Source organism: Kitasatospora sp. NBC_00070 (assembly GCF_045041205.1).
Taxonomy (GTDB): Bacteria; Actinomycetota; Actinomycetes; order Streptomycetales; family Streptomycetaceae; genus Kitasatospora.
Map to the genome: position 1 here is coordinate 2,556,366 of NZ_CP108247.1, position 15,164 is coordinate 2,571,529.

General features: G+C 73.7%; 16 protein-coding genes. 5 read left to right on the forward strand and 11 right to left on the reverse strand.

What is annotated here, in order from left to right; all coding sequences use genetic code 11:
- Window positions 1-14: 14 nt before the first annotated feature.
- The gene (locus OHV05_RS11770) at window positions 15-497 is read right to left on the reverse strand and encodes a hypothetical protein (protein ID WP_405017629.1); all 483 of its coding nucleotides are present in this window, start codon (window positions 495-497) and stop codon (window positions 15-17) included.
- A gap of 163 nt (window positions 498-660) precedes the next feature.
- Window positions 661-1,344 carry an endonuclease V gene (locus tag OHV05_RS11775; RefSeq protein WP_405017630.1) on the reverse strand — a complete coding sequence of 228 codons (684 nt, stop codon included), beginning with the start codon at window positions 1,342-1,344 and terminating at the stop codon, window positions 661-663.
- A 202-nt stretch (window positions 1,345-1,546) separates the two neighbouring features.
- Between OHV05_RS11775 and OHV05_RS11780 the strand changes: the two genes are divergently transcribed.
- The gene (locus OHV05_RS11780; RefSeq protein WP_403043406.1) at window positions 1,547-1,795 is read left to right on the forward strand and encodes a hypothetical protein; all 249 of its coding nucleotides are present in this window, start codon (window positions 1,547-1,549) and stop codon (window positions 1,793-1,795) included.
- Between the two features lie 71 nt (window positions 1,796-1,866).
- Here the strand turns inward: OHV05_RS11780 and OHV05_RS11785 are convergent, their stop codons facing one another.
- Window positions 1,867-2,607: an RDD family protein gene (locus tag OHV05_RS11785; protein WP_405017631.1), complete on the reverse strand. Its 741-nt coding sequence runs from the start codon at window positions 2,605-2,607 to the stop codon at window positions 1,867-1,869.
- Window positions 2,608-2,699: 92 nt separating this feature from the next.
- Window positions 2,700-3,920, reverse strand: coding sequence for an RDD family protein (locus OHV05_RS11790; protein WP_405017632.1), 1,221 nt, complete (start codon window positions 3,918-3,920; stop codon window positions 2,700-2,702).
- Between the two features lie 227 nt (window positions 3,921-4,147).
- Between OHV05_RS11790 and OHV05_RS11795 the strand changes: the two genes are divergently transcribed.
- Window positions 4,148-4,564, forward strand: coding sequence for an SsgA family sporulation/cell division regulator (locus tag OHV05_RS11795; RefSeq protein WP_057237567.1), 417 nt, complete (start codon window positions 4,148-4,150; stop codon window positions 4,562-4,564).
- A gap of 274 nt (window positions 4,565-4,838) precedes the next feature.
- Here OHV05_RS11795 and OHV05_RS11800 read toward each other — a convergent pair whose 3' ends face one another.
- From OHV05_RS11800 to OHV05_RS11815, 4 genes are all read right to left on the reverse strand, one after another.
- A complete protein-coding gene (locus OHV05_RS11800) occupies window positions 4,839-6,221 on the reverse strand; it encodes a glycosyltransferase 87 family protein (protein ID WP_405017633.1) in 1,383 nt (460 codons plus the stop codon).
- A 187-nt stretch (window positions 6,222-6,408) separates the two neighbouring features.
- Window positions 6,409-7,950: a cellulose binding domain-containing protein gene (locus OHV05_RS11805; protein ID WP_405017634.1), complete on the reverse strand. Its 1,542-nt coding sequence runs from the start codon at window positions 7,948-7,950 to the stop codon at window positions 6,409-6,411.
- Window positions 7,951-8,380: 430 nt separating this feature from the next.
- A complete protein-coding gene (locus tag OHV05_RS11810) occupies window positions 8,381-9,742 on the reverse strand; it encodes a sensor histidine kinase (RefSeq protein ID WP_405021439.1) in 1,362 nt (453 codons plus the stop codon).
- Window positions 9,743-9,828: 86 nt separating this feature from the next.
- Entirely contained in the window at window positions 9,829-10,539 is a 711-nt protein-coding gene (locus OHV05_RS11815) for a response regulator transcription factor (protein ID WP_405017635.1), read from the reverse strand.
- Between the two features lie 156 nt (window positions 10,540-10,695).
- Here OHV05_RS11815 and OHV05_RS11820 point away from each other — a divergent pair, with 156 nt between their 5' ends.
- Window positions 10,696-11,223 carry a hypothetical protein gene (locus tag OHV05_RS11820; RefSeq protein ID WP_405017636.1) on the forward strand — a complete coding sequence of 176 codons (528 nt, stop codon included), beginning with the start codon at window positions 10,696-10,698 and terminating at the stop codon, window positions 11,221-11,223.
- 22 nt (window positions 11,224-11,245) lie between these two features.
- Here OHV05_RS11820 and OHV05_RS11825 read toward each other — a convergent pair whose 3' ends face one another.
- Window positions 11,246-11,776 (reverse strand): VOC family protein, encoded by a 531-nt coding sequence (locus OHV05_RS11825; protein WP_405017637.1) that lies wholly within the window; start codon window positions 11,774-11,776, stop codon window positions 11,246-11,248.
- Window positions 11,777-11,957: 181 nt separating this feature from the next.
- Between OHV05_RS11825 and OHV05_RS11830 the strand changes: the two genes are divergently transcribed.
- Both OHV05_RS11830 and OHV05_RS11835 read left to right on the forward strand, forming a co-directional pair.
- Window positions 11,958-12,440: an Lrp/AsnC family transcriptional regulator gene (locus OHV05_RS11830; protein WP_403043389.1), complete on the forward strand. Its 483-nt coding sequence runs from the start codon at window positions 11,958-11,960 to the stop codon at window positions 12,438-12,440.
- Window positions 12,441-12,589: 149 nt separating this feature from the next.
- Window positions 12,590-13,351 (forward strand): IclR family transcriptional regulator, encoded by a 762-nt coding sequence (locus tag OHV05_RS11835; RefSeq protein ID WP_405017638.1) that lies wholly within the window; start codon window positions 12,590-12,592, stop codon window positions 13,349-13,351.
- Between the two features lie 111 nt (window positions 13,352-13,462).
- Here OHV05_RS11835 and OHV05_RS11840 read toward each other — a convergent pair whose 3' ends face one another.
- Together OHV05_RS11840 and OHV05_RS11845 are read right to left on the reverse strand one after the other, a co-directional pair.
- Window positions 13,463-14,269, reverse strand: coding sequence for a hypothetical protein (locus tag OHV05_RS11840; RefSeq protein WP_403043383.1), 807 nt, complete (start codon window positions 14,267-14,269; stop codon window positions 13,463-13,465).
- Between the two features lie 42 nt (window positions 14,270-14,311).
- A complete protein-coding gene (locus OHV05_RS11845) occupies window positions 14,312-14,962 on the reverse strand; it encodes an IclR family transcriptional regulator (RefSeq protein WP_057237549.1) in 651 nt (216 codons plus the stop codon).
- Window positions 14,963-15,164 lie beyond the last annotated feature (202 nt).

Below are 15,164 nucleotides of genomic sequence, written 5' to 3' on the forward strand. Positions count from 1 at the left end.
GATCAATTGAGCGCCTACCACGTTGACGGCAGTACGCCGCCGCCGATGGGGGGCGCGCCAGCAGGCGGCGTGGGACTCGCCTGTGGGCCTCCCTGGCGCGGGACGGGGGACGTATACCCGGCCGTGCTGACAACTGACGTGCTGCCAACCGACCAACCATCGGAGTTGACCTTGAGGCCGCGCGTGGTCTCGGCCTCCTGCTCCTCGTAGTTGGCTGCAGTCAGCTCTGCCTTGTGTTGAGTCTCGTTAATCGCGTCCTGGAGCATGTCCAGTACGGCCCGAAGGCTGTCGCGCATGAGCTCGTACTTGTCGAACAGCGCCTGCGCCTCAGGAAACGTCCCGAAGGCGGACCGCCCGACCCCGCTCTGCCCGTGCGTTCGGCTGCCGTCCGCACGGGCCTGGAACTCGTCCAGCAACCCCCGTACCTGCGACGCGAACGCCCGTAGGTTGTCGACCTCGACGCGGTAGCCGGCACCGCCGCCGTTCCCCGTGCTCACGACTGTCCTCCCCCGTGGAGCCAGGGCTGGACTGGTATGCCCTGGTATCAACTGTTCCGGTACGACCCGGTCTTGAGGACACGGGCCTACAACCCTCATGTCTAACACATACCGCTGTCGGCCTGAACGGCGACGTGACGGTGCGCGAGCGATTGGTACCGAATCAGGACACGGCCGCCGCCAGCGCCCGTCGGCAGAGTGCGTCGGCCCGACGGGTGGTCTCCGGCTGGCGGTAGCCGGCCGTCAGGTTGAGGGTGGTGGCCACGGATTCGGCCAGGCCGATGCGGTGGCCGACCGAGACGAAGACCGGCTTGGTGCCTGCGCGGGTGCGGAGGGCGGCACCGACCTCCTCACCCGTCTCGGGGTCGAGCAGCGGCGCGGTGGCACCCCGCTCCGCACCGGGCTGGTCGAACACGAAGGTGAACGGCGTCTTGGCGACGCCGAGCGTACGGAGGCCGGTGAGCACCCCCAGGTGGCTGGCGAGCCCGAGGCGGCGTGGGTGGGCGAGGCCGTACCCGTCGCAGACCACCAGGTCGGGGGTGTGCCGGAGACCGGCCAAGGCGTCCAGCACGGTGGGGAGTTCGCGGAAGGCGAGCAGGCCGGGGACGTACGGGAAGCTGATCCGCCCGGTTGCGGTGGTCTCCTCCACCACCGTCAGGGTGGGCAGGGAGAGCAGGACCGCCGCCGCGACCACCACGTCCCGGTCGTCGTCGTAGGCCACGTCCACGCCGGCGACCAGGGCGTCGGCGGCCGGGGCGGGGCCGGACGGTTCGACCAGGCCGCGCAGGCGTTGCTGCACGGCGAGGGCCTCGGCCTCGGTGGTGGGCCAATCGGCGGGCACGGGCATGGACTTCCCCCAGACGACTACGGCTGTTCGATGCCACCGTACCCAGGAGCCCAGAAGCCCAGAAGCCGAGGAGCCGAGTGAGCCCGTGCGCCCCCGTTGTCGGCCGAAGGCGTACTTGCCCGGGCCGAGCGCGGGGTACACCGTGGTAAGGCAAGGCTCTCTCCCCCGGCAGCGCACGGCTCATGCGAAGGACGGTCCCGTCATGTCGCGTCCCACCATCGCCCAACTCACCACCGGCACCCTGACCATGGTGGCCGCGGCCGCGGTGCTGCTCGCCGTCTCCGGGTCGCGGGGGGTGTTCGAGATCGCGGTGCTGGTCGCCTTCGCGGTGGCGCTCGGCACCCTGTCCACCGCGCTGCTGGTGACCGTCGCGGCCCAGCGCCGGGCCGCCGCACCGCACCAGCCGCAAGCCCGCCCGGCGAACACCCCCGAATACGCGGCGCACCGCTGACGCACCGGCGTCGACGGACGCACCGGGGCCCGTGAGCCGACATGCCGCCGCTCACGGGCCCTGAAGTGTGCTCAGACCGTCGAGACCACCACGGTCTTGGCGGCCTTGTCGTGGAGGCACTGGCGGTACGGCTTGTCGAAGACACCGAACAGCCCGTCCACCGGCCACCACAGCCCACCGCAGCAGATCACCGCCGGGAGCACGAAGGCCGCCGCCCGGGTCCAGGCCGCCCCGCTGGGCGGGGCGCTGCCGTCGATCAGCATCGCGACCCGGATCTTCATCAGCTTCTTGCCGAAGGTCTGACCGTCCCGGCTGAGCATGATGCCCTCGTAGACCAGGTAGAGGGCGTAGCCGAGCCAGGCCGCACCGACCCAGCCGTTCTGGTCGCCGAGGTTGGCGAACGGGAGCACCACCACCACCGCGACCGCCTGGACCAGCAGGAAGTCGATCAGTCGGGCCACGATCCTGGCCCCCCAGCCACCGAGCGGCGGCATCCCGGGGACCGGGCCGGCGCCCGCCTGGTACGGGACTCCGGGGGCGGGCGGCGGGGGCGGCACGCCGTACGGGGTCCCGTCGTAGCCGCCGGGTGCACCGTACGAGCCGGGTGCACCGTACGGGCCGGGTGCGCCGTACGGGCTGCCGGAGGGCGGCGGTGTGCCGTAGGGGTCGGCGGCCGGCGGAGGCGGGGGCGGTGCGCCGTACGGATCGGACGGCGCACCCTGCGGCCCACCCGACTGCGGGGGTTGCTTGTCGAACGAGGGCTTGTCGCCCCCCTCCGGCGCGGGGTCTGACGAAGGGTCATGGGTGCTCATGAACCGAGTAGAACATCACGGATACTACGATGTTGGGATATTTAGTCCGTTTTGCCCCATCAGGCCGCCCACTGCGGCGCACTGAGGGCCGGTCAGGCGCGCACCACCCGGGTGCGCGCCGCCCGGTCCGGCCAACCGCGCCGGGCGGTCCGGTCCCACAGCGGTGCCAGCACCCCGATCAGCGAGAGCACCGCCAGTTGCCGGACCAGCCACCGCAGCGCCGAGCGGCCGAACGTCGGCGCGAGAGCGGCGCGCGTCAGGTCGGCGACCCGGATGCCGACCAGGCGCTTGCCGAAGGTCTGGCCGGTCCTCGCGACCGGCAGCACCTCGTAGAGCAGCGCGGCCAGGACCAGGATGCCGAGCAGCGCGCCCACCCGGCCGAGCACGAGCCCGTCCACCAGCCAGACCCGTACCTGGCGGCCTTCGTGGCCCACAGTCGCCAGCTTGGCCTGGTCGACCTTGTCCTGGACGTGGGCGATCACCGAGCCGATGATCGGCACCCCCGCCGCGACGGCAACCAAGGCGAGCGCCACCGTGTCGATCAGCCGGGCCACCGCGCGGCGGCCGAGACCGGCGGGGAGCGGGGCCGGCGGCTTGCGGGCGGCGGGGCGGCGCTGCGCGGGCGGCCGGGTGCTGGCGACGGGCGCCCGTCCGGTTGCGGGCGCCTTCGCTGCGGTCGGCGTCCGCACCACGGCGGGCGGCGGTACGGCGGCCGGGCGGGCCGCTGCCGGTGTCGGCTGAATCGTCCGTTCCGGAGACGGAGACGGGGACAGGGCCGGGGCCGGGGCAACAGCAACCGGGGGCGGGGTCGACGTGGGAAGGGTCGTGGCGGGTGCGCCCCAGGAGACCACCTCGGGCTGCGGGGTCGGCGTGGCCTGCCAGGCGGTGACCGCCGGCGGCTCCTGGACGGTCTGCTGCAACTCCCGCTCCGCATACGGTGCGAGCGTGAAGGACGCGCCGCCGGTGGTCTGATCGAAGAAGACCGGCCCGGTCTCGTCGGCGACCGGACCCGACCGCATCGACGGATCGGACATGACGGACGGCACCGACTGCGGCGGCTCCACCCGCGCGTGCGCCCGGGCCATGGGCCGGGGCGGCGGCGCGACCGGGGCGAACGTGGCGGGCGTCCGAGGAGTGGCCCCCCGGGGCGGCAGCAGCGACTCACCGGCGGGCGGGGCCGGGCGACTGGTGCCCGGCACCCAGGCGGAGCCGCCCCAGTAGCGGACGAAGCCGGGGACGGACGGGTCGGGGTAGTAGCCCGGCGCCGGGTCGAGGGCTGTGTCCAGGTCACCGGCGAGGGGCCGTTCCGTCATGGGGGTCTCTTTCCTGGCAGCACCGTGGAGCGGACGGCCCGTCAGCGCCCGTGCGCGGGCGGACAGTCGTCGAGCAGTCACAAAGGGTAGTGCCTCGGGGGCCCGACGGCGGGCAGTTGGTCAATTCCAGGACGTCGGGCGAAAGCGTGTAAGAGCTTCGCCGGAGCTCACTCTCTCCTGGTGCAGGGGCTCGGAGGCGGGCCCACGACACCGAGAGGAACTTGGTCATGGAGCGGTCCACGAGCGTCATCGAGCACGAACTCGAACTCAACCTGGTGCTGTCCCCGGAGCGAAGCGTCCCGGTCCCGGCGCGGCTGTCGTACGGCAGCCACGACCCGTTCGCCGTGCACATCACCTTCCACCTGGACACCGGCACCCCGGTGACCTGGGTGTTCGCCCGCGAGCTGCTGGTCGAGGGGACCTTCCGGCCGTGCGGCCAGGGGGACGTGCGGATCTGGCCGACCCGCTCGGGGCGGCGCAGCGTGCTCTGCATGGCGCTCAGCTCCCCGGCCGGTGACGCCCTCCTGGAGGCGCCGCTGCCCGCCGTGGCGGCCTGGCTGGAGCGGGCGCACCGCCTGGTGCCGCCGGGCGCCGAGCTCGCGGCCCTGGACCTCGACCACTCGCTGGCCGAACTGCTCGCGTGAACATAAACGGAGAGGTGAACGCCCACTCAGGCGTGAACCTCGCCCCCGCCGTGAACGCCACTCCGAACGTGAACATTGCCCCCAGCGTGAATGCCGTCCTCGACGTGAACGCCACCCCGAACGTGAACATCGCCCCCAGCGTGAATGCCATCCACGACGTGAACGCCGCCCCCGACGTGAACGTCAACGCCGACGTGAACGCTGACGCGAACCCCCACAAGCCCCCCGACCTGAGCAGCGGCCCCGCCGGAGTGACCCCCGGCGCCGACACCTCTCAGAGCTGCCGCAGCGGCTCCGCCACCTCGGCGGACGTGCGCTGCCGGGGCAGCCGGATCAGCGGCGCCCCCGCCGCCCGCCGCCGGGAGCGGATCCGCAGCGCGGCGACCGCCAGGAAGCACAGTCCGGTGAGCGGGTAGACCGCCGCCGGGAGCTGGGCCAGCGGCGACAGGTGCAGGTCGAGATCGCCCTTGTGCGGGACGACCCACATGCCGAAGCAGAGGAAGGCGAGCAGCGTGGCAGCGAAGATCGGCCGCCACCGCAGCCGCCGGATCGCCGCCGGCCGGGAGCGCTCGTGCGCGGCCTCGGCCGCCAGCAGCACCAGCACCGGCACGCACCAGACCCAGTGGTGGGTCCAGCTGATCGGCGAGATCAGCACCGCCGTGACCGCCGCGCAGCAGACGCCCCAGGCTTCGGCCCGGGGCAGCCAGCGCGCACTGCGGAAGGCCCACGCCGCCGTGGACAGCCCGGCGATCGCGACCAGCGCCGCGACCGCGGTGGCGACGATGCCCGGGTGGGGCGTGTGCAGCAGCCGGGCGACCGCGCCGCTGATCGACTGGTTGTCGACGATCTCGGTCTTGCCGACCCGCGAGGAGTCGTAGAGGTACTTGGTCCAGAATCCCCAGGTCGCGTCGGGGAGGACCAGCGCGCCGAGCAGGAAGGTGCCGAGGAAGGTGGCCCCGGCCACGAAGGCGGCCTTGATCCGGCCGGTGACCAGCAGGTAGACCGCGAACAGGCCGGGGGTGAGCTTCATCCCGGCCGCGATGCCGATCGCCACGCCCTTGGAGCGGCGGGAGTCCGGGCGGGTCAGGTCCCAGAGGACCAGGCAGGCCAGCGCCAGATTGATCTGCCCGTACCGGAGCGTGGTGAAGACCGGTTCCAGCCAGACGCCGAGACCGGCCACCAGCACCACGCCGACCGCGCGCAGGTCCCGGCGGGGCCAGCCGACCAGGCGGAAGGAGAGGTGCGCGAACAGGGCCAGCAACGCCACGTTCCCGACCGTGATCGCCACCCGCAGGAACCCGATGCCGAACCAGGTGGTCGGCACGAACAGCATCGCGGCGAACGGCGGATAGGTGGCGGGCAGGTTCCACTCCGTCACCCGGAGCCCGTACAGGTCCTGGCCGTTCGCGACGGCGGCGCCTTCGGCCCGGTAGACGATCATGTCGACCATCGAGGTGCCGACGAAGTGCCGCACCGTCGCGTACGTCAGCAGCGAGAACAGCGCCACCGCCGTGGCGATCGCCAGCGGACGGCGGGGGGCCTCCCGAAGCGCGCGGACGGGGGCACCGAGGGCGGCGGCCACCCGACGTCCGGGCGTGACCGGGGCAGCGGGGGCGGGCTCCTGGGGGGCCCTGCGCTGCTCTTGCGCCGTTGTCACGTATTAGCTCCGTCCGCAGGTCGACCAGCTAGCGACCTTACCGGACCACCGGAAACCCGCGACTCGGCAGCGTCCCGGCGATCCGGGCGGGGTCCGCGCCGGGGCCCGGACCTGGGCCGGGACGACGAGCGCGGACCGGGGGCCCCGGCGACCGGCGAGCGGTCGGCGGCGCCCCCGGCGGGACAGCTCAGCCCGTGTAGGCGCCGAACGCCCGGGTGAAGTCCAGCGGCTGCTGGACGATGCTGCTGCAACTGGCGTCGGCGTACGCCTTGGCCCCGCCCGCGCAGGCCTTGTCCCGGGTGCCGGACCACATCGCCAACCAGGCCAGGTGCTTGGTCTTGGCGAACTCGGCGAGCTGGGTGGCGTCGGCCACCGTGAAGACCTCGCTGGCCACGTCGTTCACGCCGATCATCGGGGTGACCGCGACCTTGGCCCAGGCAGCGGCGTCGGCCAGGCCGAGCACGCTCTTCAGCTGTGCCTGGGTCGCGGTGGCCGCGTCGATCGCGTACTTGCCCATCCGGCCCTGCGGGTTCGGGGCGGCGCCGTCGCCGTAGTCCATCGCCATGATGTTCACCGCACCGATCGCCACGCCGTTGCTCTTGGCGTTGCCGACCAGGTTCACGCCGTCCTGGGTCAGCCCGCTGGGGAGGGCCGGCAGGGTGTAGGAGACGTCGAGGGTCCTCCCCTTGGCGGCGGCGTTCTTCTGCAGCTGGACGATCGCCTGGGCCCGCCGGGTGTTGGCGGCGGTGTCGCCGAGCGCACCGCCCTCGACGTCGAAGTCCACCCTGGTCGCGCCGTACGCGTCCACGGTCTTCTGGTACGCGGCCGTCAGCTCGGCCACCGAGGAGCAGGCCGTGGCCAGCTCGCTGCCGTTGGCCCCGCCGAACGAGATCCGGACGTCGCCGCCGAGCGCCCGCAGGGCACCGATCTGCGCGGCCACCGCGTCGGTGGCCAGGTCGCTGACGCCACCCCACTTCGGGGTGCAGCCGCCGCCGGAGACCACGAAGGCGAGGGTGTAGTGCTTCACGCCGGTCGCCTTGGCGGTGGCCACCAGGTCGAACGGCGGGTAGAGCGAGGTGTCCACGTACGGCGCGAAGTGACCCGACGTCAGCACCGGCGGCGGCGTACTGGCCGACGCGCTGGGGGTCGGGGTCGGGGTCGCGGTGGGAGTGGGCTTCGCGCTGGTGGGGGCGGTGGTGGGAGTGGGGGACGCGGTCGGCGTCGTACTCGGGCCTGCGGTGGTCGGGCGGCCCGAGGGAGTGGGCGGGGTGGTGGAGCCCGCCTTGCACGGGGCGTCGTTGATCAGACAGTTGGCGGGCTCGGCCTGGGCCGCACCGCTGCCCTGCACCACGAAGCCGACGTCCAGGGACTTGCCCGGCTCGATCCGCTTGCCCCAGTCCTGCGGCTTCACGGTGACGTGCCGGCCGGTGGCGGTGAAGGTGGCGTTCCAGAGCGAGTCGATCCGGGCGCCGTCCGGGAGGTCGAAGCTGAGGGTCCAGCCGTCGATCGCCTTGCTGTCCGGGTTGGTCACCAGGTACTGGCCGGTGTAGCCGGTCTCCCAGGTGCTGGTCCTGCTGTACAGCGCTCCCGGGGACGCGGCGCTGGCGGAGGCGGCGAAGGTCACCACGGCGCCGCCGACGATCGCGGTGGCGATGGCGGAGGCGCCGATCACCGTGCCCTTGCGGCTGCGGCAGCGGTGCCCCGAACGGCGGGTGGGGTGGTTCGTCATGGGCAGAGACCTCCGGCTGAGTGACCGTCAACCGGGGCCCCACGCCACCGGCCCGGCCGACGCTAGCGCCGCCCCACCGGCCCCGGGCGCCGCCTCAGCCACCCCAACACCTCCGTTAGGGAACGCTTAAGGCTCGGGGCTGCACCGTGGGCAGGCGCTCAGCTTTTTGCAGGGCGCTCGGTTGCACTGTCCAGGGGCTCGGGGCTCTGCTGTTGTGCGGCTCCGCCGCGTGGGCGAGGAGATCTGGCGTTCGGGTCACTGCGAAAGTCCCTGACCACCCACGCGACGATCACCTTGCAAGGGCCGGCGTCGCCCACGCGGCGGAGCCGCACATCAGCAGAGCCCCGAGCCCCTGGACCGTAGATGCCGGAGCGCCTGCCAAAAGGTCGGCGTCGCCCACGCGGCAGAGCCCCGAGCCCCGGAGGGTGCGTCAGCGGCGTTTGCGGGAGAGTCGGGGCAGAGCGGGGCGGGTCTCCAGGCGGAGCCGGAGTTCGGCGCCGCCGAGGACTGCGGAGCGGCCGAGGGCGAGGTCTCCGCCGGTGGTTTCGGCGAGCTTGCGGACGATGTCGAGGCCGAGGCCGGTGGAGCCCTCGCCGCCCTGGCCCTCGCCGCGGCGGAGGGCGGCGTCGGGGTCGGCGAAGCCGGGGCCGGCGTCGCCGACCAGGACGATCACGGAGCCTTCGGTGACCAGGACGTCGACCGAGAAGGCGGTGCCGACGGCGGTGTGCCGGAAGACGTTGCCGAGCAGCGCGTCCACGGCGGCCGCCAGGTCACCGCGCTGGACCGGTACGGGTGCGGTGCCCTCGGCGCCGGCCAGCTGCCAGCGGCGGCCCTCGTCCTCGGCGAGGGCGGACCAGAAACCGACCCGGTCCCGGATCACCTCGGCGGCGTCGCAGCCGAACGCCACCGAGGGGACGTCCTCGGGCGAGCGGCGCGCGGTGCGGATGATCTGGTCCACCTCGCGCTCCAGTTGGGCCACGGCGTGCCGGGTGGCGTCGACCGCGTCGCCGGTGCCGAGCGAGGCGGTGTTCAGCCGAAGGACCGTCAGGGGGGTGCGCAGGCGGTGCGAGAGGTCGGCGGCGAGTTCGCGTTCGGCGGCCAGCAGGTGGACCACCCGGTCGGCCATCGCGTTGAAGGCCAGCGCGGCCTCCCGGAGTTCCTCGGGGGCGCCGTCGGCCTGCCGGCCCTCGACCGGGACCCGGACGGCGAGGTTGCCGCTGCCGAGCGAGCGGGCGGCGGCGGCCAGCCGGCGGGCGGAGCCGACGATCCGGGCGCCCATCCGGTCCGCCACCAGCACCGAGATGGCCACCAGGGCGAGCGCGACCAGCGAGAGCACCAGCCAGGCGGTGGCCACCCCCCGGGTGAGGTCTCCCCCGGCGACGTACACCTCGACCACGGCGACCCGCTGGGCGTCCACCGCGACCGGCTGCAGCAGGACGAAGCCGCCCGGGGCCCGGTCGATGAAGGACTGGCCCTGGCCGGCCGCCGTGCCGACCGCGAGCTGGGAGGCCCGGCCGTGGCCGACCACGGTGCCGGGGCCGAAGCCGGTGATCGGGAGGTGGACGGCCATCTTCTCCTGGGCGCCCGCGTCGGTGCTGGCCAGCGCGCGGGCGATGGCGTCCTGTTCGGTGGTGATCGCCAGGGCCGGTCCGAGCGCGGCCGCCTGGCGTTCGGCCGAGACGAAGGCGCGGTCCCTGGCGGTCTGTTGGACCATCAGGCCGAGCGGGATCAGGAAGGCCAGCGCGACCATCGTGGTCCCCGCCACCGCCGCCTTGATCAGCGCCCAGCGCAACGAGTGCCCGCCCCGCCCGACGCCACCGCCGGCACCGACGCCACCGCCGGCCTCGGCGTCACCACCGGCGGCACGGCTGCGCCGCCTCACGTCGGCCCCCCGGCCTCGAGCCCCGGCGCCGGGGCCTCCAACCGGACCCCGACGCCCCGGACAGTGTGCAGGTAGCGCGGCTTGGAGGCGGTCTCGCCGAGCTTCCGGCGCAGCCAGGACAGGTGCACGTCGATGGTCTGGTCGCCGCCGTAGGTCTGCCGCCAGACCTCGGCCAGGATCTCCTTGCGCGGCACCACCACGCCCGGTCTGGCGGCCAGGAAGGCGAGCAGGTCGAACTCACGCCGGGTCAGGTCCAGCGGCCGGTCGTCCAGTACGGCCTCCCGGCGCTGGGCGTCGATGGCCAGCCCGCCGACCCGGAGCACCTGGGCGACCGGGGCGGCGCCGCCGCCGAAGCGGCGCAGCACGGCGGCCATCCGGGCCGTCAGGTGCTCGACCGAGAACGGCTTCACCAGGTAGTCGTCCGCGCCGTCGTTGAGCAGCCGGACGATCTCGGCCTCGTCGTCCCGGGCGGTGGAGATGATCACCGGGACGTTGGTCAGCCCCCGGATCATCTTGAGCGCCTCGCTGCCGTCCAGGTCGGGCAGGCCGAGGTCGAGGATCACCAGGTCGCAGCCGACCTGCGCGACCTCGCGGAGGGCTTCCAACGCGGTGCCGACACTGCGGACCGCGTGGCCCGACTCGGCCAGGTGCCGGATGAGGGCGGAGCGTACGAAAGGGTCGTCCTCGACCACGAGCACTGTTGCCATGGGGCCGCAGGGTACGCCATTCGGATGGATTGGTCTGTACCTCGGGGCGGTTCCCGGACGTCCCGCGACCACCCCGGTGTCATTTGTGCAACTTCCCTGCCGATTAGCTGACCTGCACTCCTACCGGTCCCGACGGTACGGCAGGATGTGCACGCGATGCGGAACGGACTGGTACAGCTCGGCGCCTGGACGGCGGCCACGGGGGCAGCGGTGGCGCTGTCCTGGCTCGGCGTGCACGCGGTGCTGACCGACGCCGCGTTCGAGCAGCCCTCGGCCCTGCCGCTGCCCTCGGCGGCGGCCCGGACCTCCGACGCACCGTCCGACGCGGCGTCAGTTCCGGTGCCGCCCGCGGCCGCGCCGAGCCCCGCCGCCGGCTCGTCCGGCCCGGCGTCGGCGCCGACGGCCGCGACCACCCCGGTGACCAAGCCGAGCAAGAAGGCCGTGCCCGCCGCCACCCCCACCGCCTCGGTGAAGAGCTTCCGGGTCCCCGGCGGACGGGTCGTGCTGGACATGCAGCCGACCAGCGCCGAGCTGGTCTCCGCGACCCCGGACCAGGGTTGGCAGATGCAGCTCTGGCAGGGCGACCAGTGGCTCCGGGTGGACTTCTCCAAGGACGGCAGCACCAACTCGGTCTTCGCCACCTGGAACGGCCACCACCCCGACGTGCAGACCGTGGTGCGCTGACCCGGAGTCCCCGGGGCGGCGCTCAGCTCAGGATGCCCGGCGGCGGCGTGAGGTAGCCGGGCAGGTAGGGCCCGGGGTAGGCGGTGCGCTCGACCAGCAGGTGGTGGGACGGCCCTGGGGTGCCCAGGGTGGCCAGCACGACGGTGCCGTAGCGGTCGGTGAGCTCCTGTGGTTCGGCCACCGAGAGGGCGCCGCGGTCGACCGCGTAGTCGTACGCGGCGTAGGCGTCGGGCACTTCGATGACCAGGTCGAGGATGGTGTCGCCGTGCCGGGCGACGTGCCGGGCGATCCGTTCGGCCCGCTCGGTGAAGGGGTGCAGGGCGGAGCTGACGACCAGTCGGGTGGAGCCGGACTCCAGCACGAAGGAGAGGGTGTCGGGCCGGCCGGTCTCCGGTCCGGCGTACGCGGTGCACCGCATGGCCAGCGCGGCGCAGTAGTAGCGGGCGGTGCGGCGGGCGTCCCGGACGGCGAGCACCGCGTCGGTGCGCAGGGCCGGGAGCGGACCGGTCTCGTCCGGGTGGCGGGCGAGCGCTGCAGTCGAGCCGTCGGTCAACGAGAACCTCCCCGGTTGGCCTCGTGGCGCGGTGTGGGGGCCCGCACCACGAGGCGGTGGAGGGAGCGTGCCGCCCGGACCGGCGTTGCGCAACTGTTCCGATTTCCGCTGGGCAAGCTGCGCGACCGGGCCGGACAATGACAGGCGTGGCTGGACAGATTGCCCATCGAACGGAGCCCCCGTGCACACCCCGAACGACGCGATCGACGCGCTGGACGGCAAGTTGATCAGACTTCTCAGCGAGGAGCCCCGGATCGGGGTGCTGGAGTGCTCCCGCCGGCTCCAGGTCGCCCGGGGCACCGTACAGGCCCGGCTGGACCGGTTGCAGGCCCGGGGCGTGATCGGCGGCTTCGGCCCCCAGGTGGACCCGGCGGCGATCGGCTACCCGGTCACCGCCTTCGCCACCCTGGAGATCTCACAGGGCCAGGGGGTGGACGTCCGGGCCCATCTGACCTCGGTGCCCGAGGTGCTGGAGCTGCACACCATCACCGGGCAGGGGGACATGCTGGTCCGGATCGTGGCCCGGTCGAACGCCGACCTCCAGCGGGTGATCGACCGGGTGGTGGGTTTCGACGGGATCGTCCGGGCCTCGACCGCGATCGCGCTGGAGAATCCGGTGCCGTTCCGGATCATGCCGCTGGTGGAGCAGGCCGCCCGGGAGTGAGTCCGCGGGTCGGCAACACAGGCCCGAATTGGCATATGCCAGCGGCTCGTGCGCGTAAAGATCACAGACATGAGACCGATGACGACATCCGACCACCCGCCGGCTCACGCCCCGTCAGCCCCCGGGCCCCGCCCGGCCGGAGGGGCCCGGTGAGCCCGGCCGTCGGCGGTCCGCCGACCCTGATCGCCTCCGCCCAGCGCGCGCTGCGCCTGCTGGAGGCGGTCGCCCGCTACCCGCGCGGCGCCACCGCCAAGCAGCTGGCCCGGGACACCGGGCTGGCCCTGGGCACCGCGTACCACCTGCTCCGCACCCTGGTGCACGACTGCTACCTGGAACGCCGGGAGGGCCGTTACCTGACCGGCCCGGCGGTCGCCGGGCTCAGCCGGGAGGAGAGCCCGGCCGCCGGACAGCGGCGGCTGGACCGGCTGCTGCGGCGGCTCAGCGACGACCTGGCCGCCGCCGTCTACCTGTCCAGGTACCACCGGGGCGAGATGGTGCTGGTCGCGGCCCAGTCCGCGCCCGGCGCACCCACCGTCGACCCGCGGGACTTCCCGGCCGGCGCGCACGCCACCTCGGCCGGCAAGACCCTGCTGGCCCTGATGTCCGCCGAGGAGCGGCGGTCCTACCTGACCAGGTACCCGATGGTCGCCTTCACCCCGTACACCCTGCGCGACCCGGCCCAGCTGCCGCTGCTGCCCCGGCAGGGGCCGCAGCGGGCCGCGCCGATCACCCAGTACCAGGAGTTCGTGCTCGGCACCGCGGCGGCGGCGGTGCCGATCGTGGCCGGCAGCGGGCTGGCCGCCGTCTCGGTCTCGCTGCCGATGACCCAGGCGCACCGGTTACCGCAGATCGCCGCACAGCTGCGGACCAGACTGAGCGACGACTTCGCGTCGATCGCCTTCGGGCTGTGACCGCACCGGTCTGAGCCGGCCCGGCCGCCGGCAGGGCGGCCTGACGGCCGGGCGAACGGGGCCGCGCCCGGCCTCCACGAACCACCCGGGCACCCGCGTCCCGACGGGGCGTCAGCAGGCGGGCACCGTACCACCGGTGTTCAGAGCGGTCAGAGCAGCGACCGCGCCCGCCAGGGTCTCCACCGGCACCAGCCGCAGTCCGGCCGGGGTGTTCACCTCGGCCGACGAGCACTCGCTCCTCGGCACCAGGAAGACGGTCGCGCCGTCCCGGGCGGCCGCCCTGGTCTTCAGCGGCACGCCGCCGACCGCGCCGATGTTGCCCTCGTCGTCGATGGTCCCGGTCCCCGCGATCACCCGGCCGCCGGACAGGTCGCCGCCCTTGCCGTCGCCCGCCAGCTTGTCGACGATGCCCAGCGCCAGCAGCTGGCCCGCGCTCGGGCCGCCGATCGAGCCCAGGTCGACCTTCACCTTCACCTGGCTCGGCGACAGCTTCAGGTACTTCAAGGCCGCGACGGTGGCACTGTCCTGGGACTCCGTCATCTGCTCCGCCGTCACCTGCTCGGCCTTGACCGGATCGCGCTGCGGGTAGACCGCCTCGGACGGCAGCACCGCCTCGTCCGGGTTCAGCCAGGCGCCCAGTGCGGTGAACAGGCCGGTCCGCTCGCCCGGGTTGGTCGCCGAGATGGTCACCATCCGCAGCTGCCCGGCGGTCTGCCGGACCGGCGCCCCGGTGACGGTCAGCACCGGCTGACCCTCGTACGAGCCGAGCACGTCCGCCGTGGTCCCCGGCATGGTCAGGGTGAACGGCAGCGGCACGAAGGCCGCCGTGCCGAACAGCGCCGCGACCAGCACCCCGCACAGGGTGAGCGCACGGGTCTTCGGACGGGTGAGCACCGGGGGCAGCTTCGCATCGGACACACCGGAATCGTACGGGGCGACCCCGCCGGGCGGCGGCACCGACTACCGGAGGGCGTCGGCCACCTCGGTCGCCGCCTCCACCACCCGGGGGCCGACCCGCTCGGGCACCAGCCCGTTCAGCATCACCACGCCGACGCTGCCCTCGATCCCGCTCAGCCCGAGCAGCGCCGCCGCCGCACCGCTGGCGCCGGACTGCTCCTCCGCCCGGGTGATCACGAAGCCCTGCTCGGGCCGCCGCTGGCCGGGGAAGTTCCGGGCCTCCAGGATCGCCCGGCCGGCCGCGCTCTCGTCCAGCGGGTGCCGCAGGCCGGTCCGGTACGCGACGTGGAAGTCGGTCCAGCTCGGCTCCACCACGGCCACCGCGAGCGCCTCGGCGCCGTCGACCAGGGTCAGGTGGGCGGTGGCACCGAGATCCTCGGCCAGGCTGCGCAGCGCGGGCAGCGCGGCCTCCCGGAGCAGCGGGTGCACCCGGTGGGCCAGCCGCAGCACGCCGAGGCCGACCCGGGCCCGGCCGCCGATGTCGCGGCGGACCAGCCCGTGCTGCTCCAGGGTGGCCAGCAGCCGGTAGACGACCGTCCGGTTGACGGCCAGGCGGGCCGCCAGCTCGGTGACCGTCAGGCCGCGCTCGGAGTCGGCCAGCAGTTTGAGGACCCGGACACCACGGTCCAGGGTCTGGGAGGTCTCGGCAGTCACGACGCGCGTTCCTTTCTGCGGCGGTCACCGGCTTCCGGGCAGGCCGGGGCCTGACCCGGCGGTCCGGGTGCTACGCGCAGGTGGGGTGTCCGCCCTGGAGCTGTCCGTCGGCGTCGTCGACGAACGGACAGTCCTGCGGTGCCCGTCTCGGGGTGGGGTGGGTCGTTCGAGAGAGCGTGGGGAGAAAGTAGTGAAAGAGAGG